Below are 17,935 nucleotides of genomic sequence, written 5' to 3'. Positions count from 1 at the left end.
GCGCACAGCCGTACGCGGATGCGCACACGCACGCGTACACACGGGAGCGTCACGAACGGCCCGGCGCCGGTGGGTTGTCCACAGGCGGCGGGCCGTAGTCATGGCCAGCCGATAGTGTGGTCGCTCGTCCGAGACGCCCCACCGTCCCCTCGACGCACGAGGAGGCGCGGGCGTCCACCGCAGTCCATCGAACCGGGGCCCGTACCTCGATGTCCGTGCACAGCCATACGGCGGCCCAAGACGGCACCGCCACCCCTGAGTTCCCGCGCCATGTGGTGACCGCGGTCCTCGTCTCCCACGACGGCGCCCGCTGGCTGCCCGACGCGCTCGCCGGGCTGCTCGGCCAGGAGCGCCCCGTCCAGTACGCGGTGGCCGCCGACACCGGCAGCGCGGACGGCTCCGCCCAGCTGCTCACCGACGCCCTCGGCGACGCCAACGTGCTGCACCTCGCCCGCCGTACCGGCTTCGGCCAGGCCGTGGAGGAGGCGAGCCGCACCGCGCCCGTCCTCACCCCGGAGGACCTGCCGTACCTCAAGCGCCCCAGCGGCTGGGACCCGGTGACGCGCAGCTGGCGCGACGACGCCTACGACCTGCCCGAACTGCCGCACGGCGAACCCGTGCAGTGGCTGTGGCTGCTGCACGACGACTGCGCCCCCGAACCCGACGCCCTCGCCCAGCTCCTGCGGGTCGTCGACACCGAACTCGAACTCGGCCGCGACGACGTCGCGGTCGTCGGCCCCAAGCTGCGCGGCTGGTATGACCGCCGCCAGCTGCTGGAGGTCGGCGTCACCCTCGCCAACTCTGGCCGCCGCTGGACCGGCCTGGACCGCCGCGAACAGGACCAGGGCCAGCACGACCACGTCCGCACCGTGCTGTCCGTCTCCACCGCCGGCATGCTCATCCGCCGCGACGTCTACGAACAGCTCGGCGGCTTCGACCGCCGGCTGCCCCTGATGCGCGACGACGTCGACCTGTGCTGGCGCGTCCACACCGCCGGCCGCCGCGTCCTGGTCGCCCCCGACGCGGTCGTCCGGCACGCCGAGGCCGCCTCCCGGGAGCGCCGCGCCGTCGACTGCGCGGGCCGCACCACCGCCTCCCCGCACAAGGTCGACAAGGCCGGCGCCGTCTACACCCTCCTCGTCAACACCCGTACGGCCGCGCTGCCCTGGGTGCTGACGCGGATCGTCCTCGGCACCGTCCTGCGGACCCTCGCCTACCTCGTCGGCAAGGTCCCCGGTCAGGCCCTCGACGAGATCCGCGGCCTGCTGAGCACGCTGCTGCGCCCCGAGCGGATCATCGCCGCCCGGCGCCGCCGCGGCCCCGCGCAGACCGACAAGGGCGAACTGCGCGCCCTGTTCCCGCCGCCCGGCGCCACCGTCCGGGCCACCGTGGAACAGCTCGCGGGCCACTTCACCAGCGACTCCGACATCGACACCACCTCGGCCGGCCGGCACGGCGGCGCCGTGGAATCCGGGCCCGGCGGCGACGACGCCGACTTCCTGGAGGTCGAGCAGTTCGCCCGGCTCCGGCGGATCGCCCGCCGGCCCGGCCCGGTGCTCTTCCTCGCCCTGCTGCTCGTCTCCCTCGCCGCCTGCCGCGCCCTGCTCGGCGGCGGCGCGCTCGGCGGCGGCGCCCTGCTGCCGGCCCCGGCCGACGCCGGCGACCTGTGGTCCCGCTACCTGGACGCCTGGCACCCGGTCGGCTCCGGCGGCACCCCGTCCGCCCCGCCCTACCTGGCCTTCGTCGCGGCCCTCGGCTCCCTCCTGTTCGGATCCACCGGGCTCGCCGTCACCGTCCTGCTGGTCTGCTCGGTGCCGCTCGCCGGATGCACCGCCTACTTCGCGTCCCGCCCCCTGGTCACCTCCCGGCTGCTGCGCGCCTGGGCGGCCATCGGCTACGCCTTCCTGCCCGCCACCACCGGCGCCCTGGCCGGCGGCCACATCGGCACCGCCGTCCTCGCCGTCCTGCTCCCGCTCATCGCGCGCGCGGGCGTCGCCGCGAGCGGCCTCGCGCACCGCGCCGGTGCCCCCGGCAGCTGGCGAGCCACCTGGGCGTACGCGCTGCTGCTGAGCATCGCCACCGCCTTCACGCCGATCGTCTGGCCCGTCGCACTGCTCCTCGGCCTCGGCGTACTCGTCCTGCGTCGCCGCGACCTCGTCGCCCACGGCCTGCGCTTCCTCGTCCAGCTCGGCACCCCGCTGCTCGTCCTCGCGCCCTGGTCGCTGACCCTCCTGCCGGCCGGTTTCCTCCGCGAGGCCGGCCTGGAGTACGGCCCCTCGGCGGCCTCCGCGCTGGATCTGCTCGGCTCCAGCCCCGGTGGCCCCGGCACCGTGCACGGCCTGATGCTCATCGGCATCGTGCTCGCCGCCCTCGCCGCACTCCTGCGCTCCGAACGGCAGCTCGGCATCCGTACCGCCTGGGTCGTCGCCCTCGTCGGCCTCGTGTCCGCCGTCCTGTCCAACCGCTCCGCCTGGGCGGGACCGGCCACCCTCGTCTACGGCATCGCCCTGCTGGCCGCCGCCGCGCTCGGCGCCGACGGCGCACGCGCGCGTGTGGCCGAGCAGAGCTTCGGCTGGCGCCAGCCCGTCGCCGCCCTGATCGCCTTCGCCTCGGCCGCCGGCCCGCTGCTCGTCGCCGCCGGCTGGATGATCCGCGGCGCCGACGGCCCCCTGGAGCGTCGCGACCCCTCGCAGGTGCCCGCGTTCGTCGCCGAGGACTCCGCCACCGGCGACCGGGCCCGCACCCTGATCCTGGACAGCGATTCCACCGCGCGCGTGCGCTACACCCTGGTCCGCGGCTCCGGCGCCCGCATGGGGGACGCCGAACTCGCCGCCGCCGAGGGCGAGAACCCCCGCCTGGACAAGGTGGTCGCCAACCTGGTCGCCGGCTCCGGCGCCGACCAGGCCGACGAACTCGGCGGCTTCGCCGTGCGCTACGTCCTTGTGCACCAGGGCGCCCCCCGCGACACTACCCGCGTCCTGGACGCCACCCCCGGCCTGTCCCGGCTCAGCCGGCAGAGCGGGAACGCCCTGTGGCGCGTCGACCAGGAGGTCTCCCGCGCGGCCATCGTGCCCGCCGCCGGCCCGGGCCCGGCCCAGCCGGTCGCCGCGGGACCGGTGGAGATCCACACCACGATCCCGTCGGGCTCGGGCGGCCGCGTCCTGCGCCTGGCCGACAGCGCCGCCGACGGCTGGACGGCGACCCTGGACGGCAAGCCGCTCACCCCGACCACGGTCGACGGCTGGGCCCAGGGCTTCCGGCTGCCGTCCACCGGCGGCAGGCTCGATGTCACCTACGACGCGCCGCTCGCTCATACCGCCTGGCTGTGGGCCCAGGGCGCGCTCGCCGTCGTCCTGGTCGTCCTCGCCCTGCCCGGCCGCCGCCGCGACGTCGACGACGACCTGCCCGAGGAGCAGCCGGTGCCCGCGCAGGCCACCACCGGCGAGGGCCGCCGCGCCCGCCGCCTGCGCGCCCAGGCCGAGGAATCGCCCGCCGAGAACCCGCCCGCCGAGAACCCGCCCGTGCCCGCGCCCACCGAGCAGCCCCCGGTGGCCGTACCCCACCAGCAGTCCTACGACGAGTGGAACCCGGCCACCTACGGCGACACGGCGAACGGCGGCTACGGCACCGACCCGTACCCCACCGCGACGGGCTACGACCAGCAGGCGTACCAGCAGCCCGACCCCTACCAGGCGGCCCCCTACGACCCTTACGCCTACAACGGTGGCGCCGACCAGCCCCCCTACGAGCCGGCGGCGTACCAGCAGCAGGGTTATGACCAGGGGTACGAGCAGGCCTACGATCCCGCCCGTCAGGGGTACGAGCAGGCCTACGATCCCGCCCGTCAGGGTTACGACCCGGCTCACGATCCCGCCCGTCAGGGTCACGACCCGGCTCATGACCCCGCCCGGCAGGGTTACGACCCGGCCCATCCCCACGGCACCGGCAACGAACGCCCCGACGGGAGCCAGCAGTGAACCGCACCACCCTGTCCCTGTTCGCCGGCACGGCCGCGCTGGCCGCCGTCACCGCGTTCGCCGCGGTGGCCACACCTGCCGCGACCGGCGCAGCCGCCCCCCGGACGGCCGCCCGGCTGCCCGTAGAACGCACCGGCCTGCTGTGCCCGGCACCCAGCGACTCGGACATCGCGGACACGTCGTACACGTCGTTCACCCCCGTCACCAAGGGCGCCGCGCGCAACGGCACGGCGCGGCTCCGGGCGGCCGCCGGGGACGCGGCCGGGAGCGGGAAGGGCAAGGGCGGCAAGCAGAGCACCGGCCGGCCGGTACTCACCCCGAAGGCGCCGGGCACGCCGGTCACCGGCGACACCTCCGGCGCCGCCCCCGCACTGGTCGGCACGGCGGACGGCGGGTTCGCCCCCGGCTGGACCCTCCAGGAGACCACCGAGGTCGCCGCCGGCACCGGCCGCGGCCTCCAGGGCGTCAACTGCACCGGCGCGGACACCGAGTTCTGGTTCCCGGGCGCCGCCACGGCCGCCGGCCGCACCGACTACGTCCACCTGATCAACCCCGACGACTCCGCCGCCGTCGTCGACATCGAGCTGTTCGGCAAAGACGGGGCGATCAAGTCCCCCCTGGGCGAGAACCTCACCGTCAAGCCGCACACCGCCAAGGCGTTCCTGCTCTCCACGCTCACCGACGAGCGGCAGGCGGACCTGACCGTGCACGTCGGCGTGCGCAGCGGGCGGGTCGGCGCGGCCGTGCAGGCCCTGGACGACAAGGCGGGCGGCGACTGGCTGGCCGCCGCCGCCGACCCGGCCGGCAGCCTGGTCCTGCCCGGCATCCCGAAGGACGCCACCGACGTCCGCCTCATCGCCTTCACGCCCGGCGACGACGACGCCGACCTGAAGATCCGCCTGGCCTCGCCCGACGGCCTGATCACCCCGGCCGGGAACGAGACGCTGCACGTCAAGTCCGGCATGACCGGTGCGGTGGACCTCGGCGACGTCACCCGCGGCGAGGCCGGCTCCCTGGTCCTGACCCCCACCGGCCGGCCGGTCCCGGTCGTCGCGGCGCTCCAGGTCGTCCGGGGCAAGGGCGGCAACAAGGAAACGGCATTCATCCCGGCCACCGCCGCCGTCGGCACGCGCGCGACGTCGGCCGGCAACCGGGCGAAGGGCACCACCCTCGCCCTGACGGCCCCCACCGCGACGGCCACGGTCAAGGTCACCGCGTCGGCCGGCAGCGAGGGCGGAACGCCGGTCACCAGGACGTACACGGTGAAATCCGGCACCACACAGGACATCCCCGCCCCGGTCCCGGCCGGCCTGAAGGGCACGTACGCCCTCACGGTGGAGCCCACGTCCGGCGGCCCCGTCTACGCCGCGCGCACCCTCGCCGTCACCGGTACCGACCTCCCCGCCTTCACCGTCCAGACCCTGCCGAACGACCACGGCACGGTGGCGGTTCCCCAGGCGGAGCAGGATCTGGCGATCCTCCAGAAGTAGGCGGCGGGCCGGCGTCCGCGAGCGGGCGGGCCCAGCCGAGCGGGTCGCCGCGGGCAGAGGCGGGGCAGGCGGCCGTAGGAAGGTGGCGCGGGATTCCCGCGCCACCCGCCTGAAGCGCCGACCGGGCCGAAGCCGCCGGGGCGCCCCGCCGGACGAGAGGGCCTAGTCCTCCCCGTACCGCGGATCCACGGTCTCCGGAGTCAGCCCGAGCAGCTCGGCCACCTGCTCCACCACGATCTCGTGCACCAGCGCGGCCCGCTCGTCGCGTCCCTTGGTCCGGATCTCCACCGGCCGCCGGTACACGACGACCCGGGCCCGCCGCCCCTCCCGCGCGGGGACGGTCCCGCCGAGCGGCACGGACTCGTCGCTCCAGGCCGCCTGCTCCCCCCGCCCCTCCAGCCGGGGCACCTCCACTACGAGGAAGTCGAAGTCGGCCAGCTGCGGCCAGCGCCGCTCGAGACGGTCCACGGAGTCCTGGACCAGGTCCGCGAACACCTCGGCACGGCTGGCCGCGAGGGGCACCTGCGGCGGTGCGATCGGCCCCCGCATGCCCCGCCCGTGGCGATCACGGCGACGGGGTCCGGGTCCGGCGGCACGGGGCGGTACACGGTTGTCCATCACCGGTGAAGCGTAGTCCCCGCGCCCCGCGCCCGTCCGTCTTCACACGGCAACAGACGGTGATCACTCGTGTCGCAGGGCGACCGTTCCGGCCAAGGTCTGGCTCGTTCCCGCGCTCTTCAGGGATCACTGAACCCAAGACGATCGGCGGTGTCTGTACCGAAATATGACCGGTCGTCCCGCTGCCCGGCAGCCGTATGAAGGCCCTCCGCGCAGGTCAGCGGGGGCCGCCCGGAGCGGCGTGTGGGGCGTTTCACAGCACGACACGGTGGAGTGACCTGGGGGAGAGTCGTCGCGGCCCGCTCAAGAGTGCGGTACCGTCCAACGTCGTGAGCCCTGTACGTCGCTGTTCGCGCACCGCCTGCGGCCGACCCGCCGTCGCGACGCTGACGTACGTCTACGCCGACTCGACCGCGGTCCTCGGCCCGCTCGCCACCTACGCCGAACCCCACTGCTACGACCTGTGCGCCGAGCACTCCGAGCGCCTCACCGCCCCGCGCGGCTGGGAGGTCGTCCGCCTCCTTGACGGCTCCGCTCCCGCGCGGCCCAGCGGAGACGATCTGGAAGCGCTTGCCAACGCCGTACGCGAGGCGGCGCGCCCGCAGCAGCGCGCGGCCGGGGCGGGCGGCGGCGGAAGCCGCTCGGTGGACCCCATGGAGGTGGCCCGCCGCGGTCACCTGAGGGTTCTGCGCTCCCCGGACAACTGAGCGCACCCTCCGCCACCCCGTCAGGCGTGACGGTTCTCCTCCCGCGGGCGTCACCGCCGCAGGGCCCGCCGGGCGTCCACCCGGTGTCCGCGCACCGACCCCGCACCCCGGACGGGTAGTTTGTGGGCACCCATAGGACTTCGGAAGGGTTGGCCGTGACTGCTGATCTGTCGCAGCTCGTGAAGGCGTACGACGTGCGCGGTGTGGTCCCGGACCAGTGGGACGAGAAACTGGCCGCCCTGTTCGGCGCCGCCTTCGCCGAGGTGACGGGGGCGGCGGCCATCGTCGTCGGCCACGACATGCGGCCCTCCTCCCCCGGCCTCTCCCGCGCCTTCGCGCGCGGCGCGGCGGACCGCGGCGTGGACGTCACCGAGATCGGCCTGTGCTCCACGGACCAGCTCTACTACGCCTCGGGCGCGCTGGACCTGCCGGGCGCCATGTTCACCGCCTCCCACAACCCGGCCCGGTACAACGGCATCAAGCTGTGCCGCGCGGGCGCCGCCCCCGTCGGCCAGGACACCGGCCTCGCGGAGATCCGCGAGCTGGCCGAGCGCTGGCTGGAGCAGGGCGCTCCTGAGCCCGTGGGCCGACCGGGAACCCTCTCCTCGCGCGAGACGCTGGAGGACTACGCGGCGTACCTGCGCTCCCTGGTCGACCTGACCTCCGTCCGCCCCCTGAAGGTCGTGGTCGACGCCGGCAACGGCATGGGCGGCCACACGGTCCCCCAGGTCTTCGCCGGCCTGCCCCTGACCCTCGTCCCGATGTACTTCGAGCTGGACGGGACCTTCCCCAACCACGAGGCCAACCCACTGGACCCGGCGAACCTCGTGGACCTCCAGAAGCGGGTCCCGGCGGAGGGCGCCGACCTCGGCATCGCCTTCGACGGCGACGCCGACCGCTGCTTCGTCGTGGACGAGAACGGCGACCCCGTCTCCCCGTCCGCGATCACCGCGCTGGTCGCCGCCCGCGAACTCGCCCGCAACGGCGGCACGGGCACGGTCATCCACAACCTGATCACGTCCCGCACGGTCCCGGAGGTCGTACGGGAGAACGGCGGCACCCCGGCCCGCACCCGGGTCGGCCACTCCTTCATCAAGGCCGAGATGGCCCGTACCGGCGCGATCTTCGGCGGCGAGCACTCCGCCCACTACTACTTCAAGGACTTCTGGAACGCCGACACGGGCATGCTGGCCGCCCTGCACGTCCTCGCGGCCCTCGGCGGCCAGGAAGGCCCGCTCTCCGGCCTGGTCGACCGGTACGACCGCTACGCCGGATCCGGCGAGATCAACTCCACCGTCGCCGACCAGACCGCCCGTCTGGCCGCGGTCCGCACCGCGTACGAGGGCCGCGCCGACGTCACCCTCGACGACCTCGACGGCCTCACCGTCGCCGCGGCCGACTGGTGGTTCAACGTCCGCCCCTCCAACACCGAGCCCCTCCTGCGGCTGAACGCGGAGGCGAAGGACGAGGCCACGATGGCCAAGATCAGGGACGAGGCCCTGGCGATCATCAGGAGCTGAGCGGCCTGCCCACCAGCGGTACGCTGACCGGGCATCCACAGACACCCGCACGCTCCCGAAGGGACACCCCATGCCGCTCGAAGCCGGCCTCCTGGAGATCCTCGCCTGCCCGGCCTGCCACGCCCCCCTCAAGGAGCAGGACACCGAGCTGATCTGCACCGGCCAGGACTGCGGCCTCGCCTACCCCGTGCGCGACGACATCCCGGTCCTCCTCGTCGACGAGGCCCGCCGCCCCGGGTGACGGGACCCCGCACGCCGTAGCGAGGCCCCAGCACGTCGCGGCCACGAGGCCCTGTTTCCCCGTGGCGGCGAGGCGCCCCGCGCCACCCCCCGCAAAGGCTCTGCCCAGGACCCCCCGGCGATGGAGGCTGCCGCCCATGCTGGACGAATCGCTGCTCGACACCCCGGAGGGTCTCTCCGAGGCCGACCGCCGAGGCCTGCTCCGCGGCGCCGCGGAGGCCGGTGCCCGCGTGCGCACCGCCGCCCGGCACACCGCCGAGGCCGGCGTCGGCGGTCTCACCCCCGACGGCCGTCCGCGCGCCGTCCTGATCGCGGGCCCGGGCGTCGCCGCCACCCACACCGCCGACCTCCTCGGCACGCTGGCCGGCCCCGGCAGCCCCGTGGTCCGGCTGGCCCCCACCGGTGTCGCCCCGGCGCCGGGCGCCCTGCGCTGGGAACTGCCCGGCTGGGCCGGCTCGGTGGACCTGCTGCTGATCGCCACCCCGGACGGCACCGAACCGAGCCTCTCCCTCCTCGCCGAGCAGGCCTACCGGCGCGGCTGTTCAGTCGTCGCCGTCGCCCCGGGGAGCACCCCGCTCGCCGAGGCGGCCGCCGGCGCGCACGGCCTGTTCGTGCCGATGGCGACCGCACCGTACGACCAGCAGGAACCGCTTGCCGGGTCCGCCCCGGGCGTCTTCTGGGCCCTGCTGACCCCGCTGCTGGCCCTCCTGGACCGCGTCGGCCTGCTCGACGCCCCGCCTGAGGCCATCGAACGGATCGCCGACCGCCTGGACCGCATCGCGGAACGCTGCGGCCCCGCCATCGCGACCTACGCCAACCCGGCCAAGACCCTGGCCGCGGAACTCGCCGACGGGCTCCCCGTGATCTGGACGGAAGGCACCTCGGCGGGCCCGGCCGGCCGCCGGTTCGCCGCCGCCCTCGCCGAACTCGCCGGCCGGCCCGCCCTGGTCGCCGAACTGCCCGAGGCGCTCGCAGCGCACGCCGCACTGCTGGCCGGCCCACTGGCCGCCGGCGCCGATCCGGAGGACTTCTTCCGCGACCGCGTGGAGGAGCCCCCCGCGCTGCACGCGCGCGTGGTGCTCCTCCGCGACCGCCCGACAAGCGGGCTCACCGCCGCGCCCGCCGCCCGTGACCTGGCCCTCGACCACGACACGCCGATCAGCGAGCTCGAACCCGAGGAAGGCGGCGAACTCGAGACCCTCGCGGAACTGATCGCCGTCACGGATTTCGCCGCCGTTTACCTGGCGCTCGCTTCCGGAGCCTGATCTTTGCTCCGGGCCGGACCAGCCGTGCCCGTACCGGTGCCGCGACCGGCGTAGCCACCGGCGCCGGCCGAGCAGCGTACGTACGGAGACAGAGAAGACACATGGACCGCCTCGACAACACCGTCCGCCCTTACGCCTGGGGTTCCCCCACCGCCATCCCGCACCTCCTCGGCACCGAGCCGACCGGGGAACCCCAGGCGGAGATGTGGATGGGCGCCCACCCGGGCGCCCCCTCGCGCACCACGCGCGGGACGCTCGCCGAGGTCATCGACGCCGACCCGGAGCGCGAACTGGGCCCCCGCGCGGTCGCCAGGTTCGGCCCCCGCCTGCCGTTCCTGCTCAAGATCCTCGCCGCCGGCGCGCCGCTGTCCCTCCAGGTGCACCCCGACCTGGCACAGGCCCGGCAGGGCTACGCCGACGAGGAGCGCCGCGGCGTTCCCGTCGACGCCCCGCAGCGCAACTACAAGGACGCCAACCACAAGCCCGAACTGATCTGCGCCCTCACCGACTTCGACGGCCTGTGCGGCTTCCGCGACCCGGCCGAGGCCGCCAGCCTGCTCGCCGGCCTCGGCGTCGGCTCCCTCGAGCCGTACGTCGACCTGCTGCGCGCCCACCCCGAGGACGCGGCCCTGCGCGAGGTCCTCACCGCCGTCCTCAGCGCCGACCCGCGGGAGATGGCCCGCACGGTCGCCGAGGCCACCGCCGCCTGCACCCGCCTCGGCGGCGCCTACGCGCCCTACGCCGACATCGCCCACCACTACCCGGGCGACCCCGGCGTACTCGCCGCCATGCTGCTCAACCACGTCCGCCTGCAAGCCGGCGAAGCCCTCTTCCTGGGCGCCGGCATCCCGCACGCCTACCTCAACGGCCTCGGCGTCGAGATCATGGCCAACTCCGACAACGTCCTGCGCTGCGGCCTCACCCCCAAGCACGTCGACGTCCCCGAGCTCCTGCGGATCGTCCGCTTCGAACCGAGCGACCCGGGCGTGCTGCGCCCCGAGGCGTCCCCGGACGGCGAAGAGGTCTACGAGACGCCGATCGACGAGTTCCGCCTCTCCCGGTACGTCCTCCCGCAGGCCGGCAGCGCCCACGACCTCACCCGGGACACCCCGCAGATCCTGCTCTGCACGGCGGGTACCGTCCGGGCCGGGGAACACGAACTGGGCCCCGGCCGATCGGTCTTCGTCCCGGCCGACGAGAAGGCGGAGATCTCGGGCGCCGGCACGGTCTTCCGCGCCACTGTGATCGTATGACCGGGCCTGTGGACGGGTGACGCGGCGCGGCCCGGCCGGACTGCAAGAATGATCCACCGGCAAAGGCCGGGCAAAGCCGGGCACACGTCCTGACGGCAGGGACGTACGAGGCGACAGAGGCGAAGGGACAACGCGGACACATGAGCGCGTCAGGCGGTACCAGGGCGATCGTGGCGGCACTCGGCGCCAACCTCGCGATCGCGGCATCGAAGTTCGTGGCGTTCGCGTTCAGCGGCTCCTCCTCGATGCTCGCCGAGGGCGTCCACTCGCTCGCCGACTCCGGCAACCAGTTCCTGCTGCTCGTCGGCGGCAAGAAGGCACAGCGCGAGGCGACCCCCCAACACCCCTTCGGCTACGGCCGCGAACGGTTCATCTACGCCTTCCTCGTCTCGATCGTCCTGTTCTCGATCGGCGGCATGTTCGCCATCTACGAGGGCTACGAGAAGGTCCGTCACCCGCACCAGCTGGAGCACTGGTACTGGCCGGTGGGCGTCCTCGCCTTCGCGATCATCGCCGAGGGCTTCTCCTTCCGTACGGCCATCAAGGAATCCAACCAGACGCGCGGCACGCTCTCCTGGGCCCAGTTCATCCGCCGCGCCAAGGCACCCGAACTGCCCGTCGTCCTGCTGGAGGACTTCGGCGCGCTCATCGGCCTGGCCCTCGCCCTCGGCGGCGTCGGCCTCTCCCTGCTCACCGGCGACGGCATCTGGGACGGCATCGGCACCGTCTGCATCGGTGTCCTGCTCGTCCTCATCGCCCTCGTCCTGGCCGCAGAGACCAAGTCGCTGCTCCTCGGCGAGGCCGCGGGCCTCGACGACGTCAAGAAGATCGAGGCCGCGATCGTCGACGGGGCCACGGTCACCCGCATCATCCACATGCGCACCCTGCACCTCGGCCCCGAGGAACTGCTGATCGCCGCCAAGATCGCCGTCCGGCACGACGACACGGCCGCCGAGGTCGCCAACGCCATCAACGCCGCCGAGACGCGCATCCGCACCGCCGTCCCCATCGCCCGCGTCATCTATCTGGAACCGGACATCTACAGCGAGGCCGAGGCCGCCAAGGGCCCGGACCCCCAGGCCACCCCGGGCGGCCCGAACCCCCACGCGACCGGTCACTGAGCGCCGTAGGCGGCGCCCGCCGTCAGACGGGCCGCACGGGCCAGGGCACCGGCGGCACCGCCGGCGCCCTCCGCCGCCGTACGGCCAGGGCACCGATCCCCAGCCCGGCACCGGTCACGACCAGCACCACGGCCGCACCCAGCAGGGACAGGAGCGCCTGCCCGCCCGTCACCCGCCCCCGTACGGCGGCCACCGGAAGCGTTCCGTACCGGTCGGAGGCGAAGAACCGCGAATCCATCGAGTCGGACCGGTGGTCCCCCCTGAGGATCAGCCGGCCACGCGGCACCCTGACGTCGTACGACCGGTGCAGCCCGTCGGCGTCGCCCCCATAGACGTACGGCTCCTGCATCGGCCTCCCGTCCACGGCGATCCGCTCCTTGCCCGCCACGACCGTGCAGCAGACCACACGGCCCGTCCCCGGCGCGGACGATATAGGCCCAGCGTGCACTCCGTGCCGCTGGAGGTGCGGAAGATCACGGCCGTCGGCCCCGGCCGGACCGATCACGTCGATCTCCTCACGCTTCCGGCCGCGCGCGCCGCGTCCCGCACACCCCGCGAACCGCAGCGCCCCGGTCACCGCCTCCGCCCTCGGAGAGCGAGAAGTCCCAAGTCAGACCGGTGTGCCGCCCCCGGCCGCACGCTCGACCCCCACCCGCCGGCCGCCGGACCCGGCCCCCGGACAGCCGTCCGTACGGCCCGGTGCCCACGAAGGAGGACTGGGGGCGGACGGGCCCTCCGGTGTAGCTTGGGACGGAGCCAGACGTCGCTGCTGATGGCGGTCGGGCGGTCCCACGTGGACCGGCCGAGGGAGAGAGGGCCTCCGACGGACTGCGCTGCGCGCACGTGGGCATGCCTGTGTCCTCTTCTCGGGCACCCCTGTGTCCGCCGCCGCGCAGACCAGCCGTACCTACCTCGCCCCGATCCCGAGGAGCACAATGACGACTGTCGACAACCGACAGGACTTCAAGGTCGCCGATCTCTCACTGGCCGAGTTCGGCCGCAAGGAGATCTCCCTCGCCGAGCACGAGATGCCCGGCCTGATGGCGCTCCGCAAGGAGTACGCCGAGGCGCAGCCGCTGGCCGGCGCCCGCGTCACGGGCTCGCTGCACATGACCGTGCAGACCGCCGTGCTCATCGAGACCCTGGTCGCCCTCGGCGCCCAGGTCCGCTGGGCCTCCTGCAACATCTTCTCCACCCAGGACCACGCGGCCGCCGCCATCGCCGTCGGCCCGAACGGCACGCCGGACAACCCGCAGGGCATCCCGGTCTTCGCCTGGAAGGGCGAGTCCCTGGAGGAGTACTGGTGGTGCACCGAGCAGGCGCTGACCTGGCCGGGCACCCCCACCGGCGGCCCGAACATGATCCTCGACGACGGCGGTGACGCCACCCTCCTCGTCCACAAGGGCGTCGAGTACGAGAAGGACGGCAAGGTCCCTGGCCTGGAGACCGCCGAGTCCGACGAGCACCGCGTCATCCTCCAGCTGCTGCACCGCACCCTGGGCGAGAACCCCCAGAAGTGGACCCAGCTGGCCTCCGAGATCCGTGGTGTCACCGAGGAGACCACGACCGGTGTCCACCGCCTGTACGAGATGCAGCGCGACGGCGCCCTCCTCTTCCCGGCGATCAACGTCAACGACGCGGTCACCAAGTCGAAGTTCGACAACAAGTACGGCTGCCGCCACTCCCTGGTCGACGGCATCAACCGTGCCACCGACGTCCTGATCGGCGGCAAGACCGCGGTCGTGTGCGGTTACGGCGACGTGGGCAAGGGCTGTGCCGAGTCCCTGCGCGGCCAGGGCGCCCGTGTGATCATCACCGAGATCGACCCGATCTGCGCCCTCCAGGCGGCGATGGACGGCTACCAGGTCACCACCCTGGACGAGGTCGTCGAGACCGCCGACATCTTCATCACCACCACCGGCAACAAGGACATCATCCTCGCGTCGGACATGGCGAGGATGAAGCACCAGGCGATCGTCGGCAACATCGGTCACTTCGACAACGAGATCGACATGGCCGGCCTCGCGAAGATCCCCGGCATCGTCAAGGACGAGGTCAAGCCGCAGGTCCACACCTGGACCTTCCCGGAGGGCAAGAAGCTCATCGTGCTGTCCGAGGGCCGCCTGCTGAACCTGGGCAACGCCACCGGTCACCCGTCGTTCGTGATGTCCAACTCCTTCGCGGACCAGACCCTGGCCCAGATCGAGCTGTTCACCAAGCCCGACGAATACCCGACCGGCGTCTACGTGCTGCCCAAGCACCTCGACGAGAAGGTCGCCCGCCTCCACCTGGACGCGCTCGGTGTCAAGCTCACCAAGCTCCGCCCGGAGCAGGCCGCGTACATCGGCGTCGAGGTCGACGGCCCGTTCAAGTCGGACCACTACCGCTACTGAGCCGGTGATCGCGTAGCCCGGCCCCCGGGGTGAGTGCGTCGGCGCACCGACGCACCATCCCCGGCAGCAGGACCTCCGGGACAGGCCCCCGCACCCCCGTGCCGGGGGCCTGTCCCTTTGCCCAGCCGCCCCGGCGGCGGGCGACCGACCGGTTCACCGACCGGGCCCGGGTCAACGGCCCGGCCGGCCGTCAGTCCGTCAAGACCCAGGACCCCCATGCCCCGCGGCCGTTATTCGCTCCACGATCCGCACGATCGCACCCCCCTCGCTGAAGAACACTTCCAGTGCGCCCCCGGCCCGTCCGGCTGGCGTTACGTCTCTCAGCTGACGACTCCCGCCGGCGACCACCGCGGCTCGGTCGACCTCACCCTGGACGACCTCGGCCGCCCCATCCGCCTGGAACTCCACGCGGGTGGCTGGCAGGTACGCGGCGCCGCCCTCGACGGCGTCACCTGGGTCCGGACCGACCCCACCGGCACCTATGCCACCGAAGGCAATGTGCGCGCCCATGCCTTCACCGGCATGTCCCCCGCGTTCCTCGTCGCGACCGCCCGTCTGCTGCGCCTCACCCCCTCGTCCGCGGCGACCCGCGTACGCCTCGTGGCCCTCACCGACCCGGTCCTCGCCCCCCGCACCGTGGACCAGTCCTGGGCGCTGGTGGACAGCGAAACACACGCCACTGACAACGGCCCCCTGACCGTGGACGCATACCAGGTCACAGCCCTGGACACGGGCGAACGGCACACCGTGCACCTCGCCGGAGACGTCGTCCTGGCCGCACCCGGCATCGAGCTGGAGGACCTCCAGTCACCGCCGTCGGTATTCCCCTGACCACACGGCTCACGCATCCGGCCGCCGCGCCCCGAGTCCCGGGCAGGCCACGCGTTACGCCGGCGGCGCGAACCCGGTGACCGGCTGGCCGCCCGCCGGTTCGCCCCGCGCCGGCGCCGCCGACGGAGCGGCGGGAGCCTGAACCGAACCCTGCGGCCGGACCATCGAGGGCTGATGAACGGCCTGCGGCGGGTGAGCGGCCGGATGGGCGGACCGGGGCTGATGACCGACCGGGACAACCGGCTGTCCCGGCGGCGGGGCGAACCCACCGCCGAACACCTTCCTGACCTCGCGGGACTGCCGCTCGTGCACCACGGCCGCCAGGAACGCGGCCGGAGGAAGATCCACCGGCGCCGGAGTGCCCGTACGTGCCGCGAGGTCGGCCGCGAGCCGCTGCGCCATCCCCGCCGACACCTGCGGGTCCAGCTGCCACGCCCGCGTCAGGTACTGCCGCACGGCGAGCCACAGCCCGTCCGGAACCGCCGACAGATCCAGCCCGGCGAAGCGCCCCACGAGCCAGGGAGGCGGAGGCGGTACGAACCCGGTCCGCCCGGCGGGTATCCGCTCGCGCACGACCAGCGTGCCCGCGAACACGTCCCCCAGCCGCCGCCCCCGCGCCGACACCAGAGAGGCGATGCAGGCCACGACCCCCAGTGTCATGAGGATTTCGATCACCCCGACCGCGCCCCGCACCAACGCGTGCCGGAACCGGATCGGCCCGCCGTCGTCCCGTACCACCCGCAGGCCGAAGGCCAGCTTCCCCAGTGAACGCCCGTGACTCAGGGTCTCCACCGCGATCGGGCCGCCGACCAGCACCAGCAGGAACGACGCGATGGACAACGCCACCTGCGCCGCCTCGTCCAGTGAAGCGGTCGACAACGCCAGGGCCATGAGCACGACGAGATAGGCGAAGACGGCCACCACCAGGTCGAGCAACACGGCCAGCGCCCTGCTCGGCAGCTTCGCGGGCCGCAGCTCCAGTGCCACCGCCTCGCCCGTCACCAGCTCGCTCACGCCCGCCGCCCTTCACCGGTCCGCCCCTGAACTGCAAGTCTGCCAAGCTGTGGGCGCATCGCGTCCCAGTACGACAAGCTGACAACATCCACGAGCATCCACGACGAGCCGTGGACGATCAGCCGAGGAGCAGGCAGACCCGATGGACTTGGACGTCTTCGTCTCCGTGCACCGAGCCGAATGGGACCGTCTCGATGCTCTCCTGCGGCGCCGGCGCCGCCTCACCGGCGCCGAGGCGGACGAACTCGTCGTCCTCTACCAGCGCACCGCCACCCACCTCTCCCTCATCCGGTCCAGCGCACCGGACCCGCAGCTGACGGGACGGCTCAGCCAACTCGTGGCACGCGCGCGCAGTGTCGTCACCGGCACCCGCCGCGCCTCATGGAGTGACGTCACGCGCTTCCTGGGCCGGAGCTTCCCCGCGGCCGTCTACCGCGCCCGGCACTGGTGGATCCCCACGGCACTCGTCTCCACCGCGATCGCCGTCCTCCTGGGCTGGTGGATCGGCACCCACCCCGACGTGCAGTCCTCCATCGCAGCCCCCAGCCAGCTGCGCGAGCTGACCCGCCCCGGTGGTGAGTACGAGACCTACTACTCCAGCCACCCCGCGACCGCCTTCGCCGCCCAGGTGTGGACCAACAACGCCCAGGCCGCGGCGATGTGCCTGGTCCTGGGAGTCTTCCTGGGCCTGCCGGTCCTCTGGATCCTCTTCGAGAACATGCTCAACCTGGGCGTCGGCTTCGGTCTCATGTCCTCGGCCGGCCGTCTCGACACCTTCCTCGGGCTGGTCCTTCCGCACGGCCTGCTCGAACTGACCGCCGTGTTCGTCGCCGCCGGTACGGGACTGCGGCTCGGCTGGACCGTTGTGGACCCCGGCCCCCGCACGCGGCGTGCCGCACTCGCGGAGGAGGGGCGGGCCGCCATCGGGATGGCGATCGGTCTCGCTCTCGTGCTGTTCGTCTCCGGCGCCATCGAAGGCTTCGTCACCCCCTCCGACCTGCCCACGTGGGCGCGCATCGGCATCGGGATCGTGGCCGAGCTGGCGTTCCTGGCGTACGTCTACGTCCTGGGCGGCCGCGCGGCACGCGCGGGCGAGACGGGCGACCTCGAGGCGGTGGACCGCAGCGCATCCGTGCCCACGGCCGCCTGATGTGCATCCGGCCCGCGCGAGCTGCTAGTCTCCTCTTCGCCCCGCAAGAGCCGTTGACACGGAGCTCGTGGGGAGGTAGATTCAAACAGTTGCCTAGGAACTGGACAGCGTCCGGTGACGGCCGATAGAATCAACCAGCTTCTCCAAAGCCGTGAACGGCATTCCGAGAAGCACCCCCCGATAATTCGGAAATGAACGGCCGGTCAGACCGGCCAAGAACTTCTGATAAAGTCGGAACCGCCGGAAAGGGAAACGCGGAAGCGGGAACCTGGAAAGCACCGAGGAAATCGGGTCGAGAAAAGATCTGATAGAGTCGGAAACGCAAGACCGAAGGGAAGCGCCCGGAGGAAAGCCCG

Annotated in this window: 15 protein-coding genes; 11 read left to right on the top strand and 4 right to left on the bottom strand. The window is 73.3% G+C overall.

Going from position 1 to position 17,935, the window contains the following annotated elements; all coding sequences use genetic code 11:
* The first annotated feature begins 209 nt into the window (after nt 1-209).
* Both ACGFT1_RS21010 and ACGFT1_RS21005 read left to right on the top strand, forming a co-directional pair.
* The gene (locus ACGFT1_RS21010) at nt 210-3,977 is read left to right on the top strand and encodes a glycosyltransferase (protein ID WP_373910466.1); all 3,768 of its coding nucleotides are present in this window, start codon (nt 210-212) and stop codon (nt 3,975-3,977) included.
* Complete coding sequence (locus ACGFT1_RS21005) at nt 3,974-5,467, top strand: DUF5719 family protein (RefSeq protein WP_373910465.1); 1,494 nt, start codon at nt 3,974-3,976, stop codon at nt 5,465-5,467. Before ACGFT1_RS21010 ends, ACGFT1_RS21005 begins: the two co-directional genes overlap by 4 nt.
* 162 nt (nt 5,468-5,629) lie before the next feature.
* Here ACGFT1_RS21005 and ACGFT1_RS21000 read toward each other — a convergent pair whose 3' ends face one another.
* Nucleotides 5,630-6,016 carry a metallopeptidase family protein gene (locus ACGFT1_RS21000; protein ID WP_373910464.1) on the bottom strand — a complete coding sequence of 129 codons (387 nt, stop codon included), beginning with the start codon at nt 6,014-6,016 and terminating at the stop codon, nt 5,630-5,632.
* Between the two features lie 398 nt (nt 6,017-6,414).
* Here ACGFT1_RS21000 and ACGFT1_RS20995 point away from each other — a divergent pair, with 398 nt between their 5' ends.
* The 6 genes from ACGFT1_RS20995 (at nt 6,415) to ACGFT1_RS20970 (ending at nt 12,191) form a co-directional block, all read left to right on the top strand.
* The gene (locus ACGFT1_RS20995) at nt 6,415-6,792 is read left to right on the top strand and encodes a DUF3499 domain-containing protein (protein WP_373910463.1); all 378 of its coding nucleotides are present in this window, start codon (nt 6,415-6,417) and stop codon (nt 6,790-6,792) included.
* A gap of 155 nt (nt 6,793-6,947) precedes the next feature.
* Nucleotides 6,948-8,312, top strand: a complete 1,365-nt coding sequence (locus tag ACGFT1_RS20990; RefSeq protein ID WP_373910462.1) for a phosphomannomutase/phosphoglucomutase — start codon at nt 6,948-6,950, stop codon at nt 8,310-8,312.
* 70 nt (nt 8,313-8,382) lie between these two features.
* The gene (locus ACGFT1_RS20985) at nt 8,383-8,553 is read left to right on the top strand and encodes a Trm112 family protein (RefSeq protein ID WP_023550037.1); all 171 of its coding nucleotides are present in this window, start codon (nt 8,383-8,385) and stop codon (nt 8,551-8,553) included.
* Nucleotides 8,554-8,689: 136 nt separating this feature from the next.
* Nucleotides 8,690-9,817 carry an SIS domain-containing protein gene (locus tag ACGFT1_RS20980; protein WP_373910461.1) on the top strand — a complete coding sequence of 376 codons (1,128 nt, stop codon included), beginning with the start codon at nt 8,690-8,692 and terminating at the stop codon, nt 9,815-9,817.
* Between the two features lie 101 nt (nt 9,818-9,918).
* Nucleotides 9,919-11,070 carry a mannose-6-phosphate isomerase, class I gene (manA, locus tag ACGFT1_RS20975; protein WP_373910460.1) on the top strand — a complete coding sequence of 384 codons (1,152 nt, stop codon included), beginning with the start codon at nt 9,919-9,921 and terminating at the stop codon, nt 11,068-11,070.
* Between the two features lie 140 nt (nt 11,071-11,210).
* Nucleotides 11,211-12,191: a cation diffusion facilitator family transporter gene (locus ACGFT1_RS20970; RefSeq protein ID WP_373910459.1), complete on the top strand. Its 981-nt coding sequence runs from the start codon at nt 11,211-11,213 to the stop codon at nt 12,189-12,191.
* A 22-nt stretch (nt 12,192-12,213) separates the two neighbouring features.
* Here the strand turns inward: ACGFT1_RS20970 and ACGFT1_RS20965 are convergent, their stop codons facing one another.
* Nucleotides 12,214-12,597 (bottom strand): S26 family signal peptidase, encoded by a 384-nt coding sequence (locus ACGFT1_RS20965; protein ID WP_373910458.1) that lies wholly within the window; start codon nt 12,595-12,597, stop codon nt 12,214-12,216.
* A 529-nt stretch (nt 12,598-13,126) separates the two neighbouring features.
* Between ACGFT1_RS20965 and ahcY the strand changes: the two genes are divergently transcribed.
* Together ahcY and ACGFT1_RS20955 are read left to right on the top strand one after the other, a co-directional pair.
* Nucleotides 13,127-14,584: an adenosylhomocysteinase gene (gene ahcY / locus ACGFT1_RS20960; protein ID WP_373910457.1), complete on the top strand. Its 1,458-nt coding sequence runs from the start codon at nt 13,127-13,129 to the stop codon at nt 14,582-14,584.
* A gap of 216 nt (nt 14,585-14,800) precedes the next feature.
* The gene (locus tag ACGFT1_RS20955; protein ID WP_373910456.1) at nt 14,801-15,415 is read left to right on the top strand and encodes a hypothetical protein; all 615 of its coding nucleotides are present in this window, start codon (nt 14,801-14,803) and stop codon (nt 15,413-15,415) included.
* A gap of 54 nt (nt 15,416-15,469) precedes the next feature.
* On the opposite strand, the gene ACGFT1_RS20950 is transcribed toward ACGFT1_RS20955, so the two are convergent.
* A complete protein-coding gene (locus ACGFT1_RS20950; protein WP_373910455.1) occupies nt 15,470-16,429 on the bottom strand; it encodes an RDD family protein in 960 nt (319 codons plus the stop codon).
* Between the two features lie 142 nt (nt 16,430-16,571).
* Between ACGFT1_RS20950 and ACGFT1_RS20945 the strand changes: the two genes are divergently transcribed.
* On the top strand, nt 16,572-17,579 hold the full coding sequence (locus tag ACGFT1_RS20945; RefSeq protein ID WP_373910454.1) for a stage II sporulation protein M: 1,008 nt from the start codon (nt 16,572-16,574) through the stop codon (nt 17,577-17,579).
* A 130-nt stretch (nt 17,580-17,709) separates the two neighbouring features.
* On the opposite strand, the gene ACGFT1_RS20940 is transcribed toward ACGFT1_RS20945, so the two are convergent.
* Nucleotides 17,710-17,935, bottom strand: a 226-nt coding sequence (locus ACGFT1_RS20940; RefSeq protein WP_373910453.1) for a hypothetical protein, incomplete at its 5' end; no start/stop codon positions are given.

The organism is Streptomyces sp. Y20, assembly GCF_043195475.1.
Classification (GTDB): Bacteria; Actinomycetota; Actinomycetes; order Streptomycetales; family Streptomycetaceae; genus Streptomyces.
This window is presented reverse-complemented; position numbering and strand designations above follow the sequence as displayed.

Coding starts and splice junctions, on each gene's coding strand:
- ACGFT1_RS20985 (WP_023550037.1), top strand. CDS start 8,383: ATGCCGCTCGAAGCCGGCCTCCTGGAGATCCTCGCCTGCCCGGCCTGC.
- ACGFT1_RS20955 (WP_373910456.1), top strand. CDS start 14,801: ATGCCCCGCGGCCGTTATTCGCTCCACGATCCGCACGATCGCACCCCC.
- ahcY (WP_373910457.1), top strand. CDS start 13,127: ATGACGACTGTCGACAACCGACAGGACTTCAAGGTCGCCGATCTCTCA.
- ACGFT1_RS21010 (WP_373910466.1), top strand. CDS start 210: ATGTCCGTGCACAGCCATACGGCGGCCCAAGACGGCACCGCCACCCCT.
- ACGFT1_RS20980 (WP_373910461.1), top strand. CDS start 8,690: ATGCTGGACGAATCGCTGCTCGACACCCCGGAGGGTCTCTCCGAGGCC.
- ACGFT1_RS20945 (WP_373910454.1), top strand. CDS start 16,572: ATGGACTTGGACGTCTTCGTCTCCGTGCACCGAGCCGAATGGGACCGT.
- ACGFT1_RS20970 (WP_373910459.1), top strand. CDS start 11,211: ATGAGCGCGTCAGGCGGTACCAGGGCGATCGTGGCGGCACTCGGCGCC.
- ACGFT1_RS21000 (WP_373910464.1), bottom strand. CDS start 6,016: ATGCGGGGGCCGATCGCACCGCCGCAGGTGCCCCTCGCGGCCAGCCGT.
- manA (WP_373910460.1), top strand. CDS start 9,919: ATGGACCGCCTCGACAACACCGTCCGCCCTTACGCCTGGGGTTCCCCC.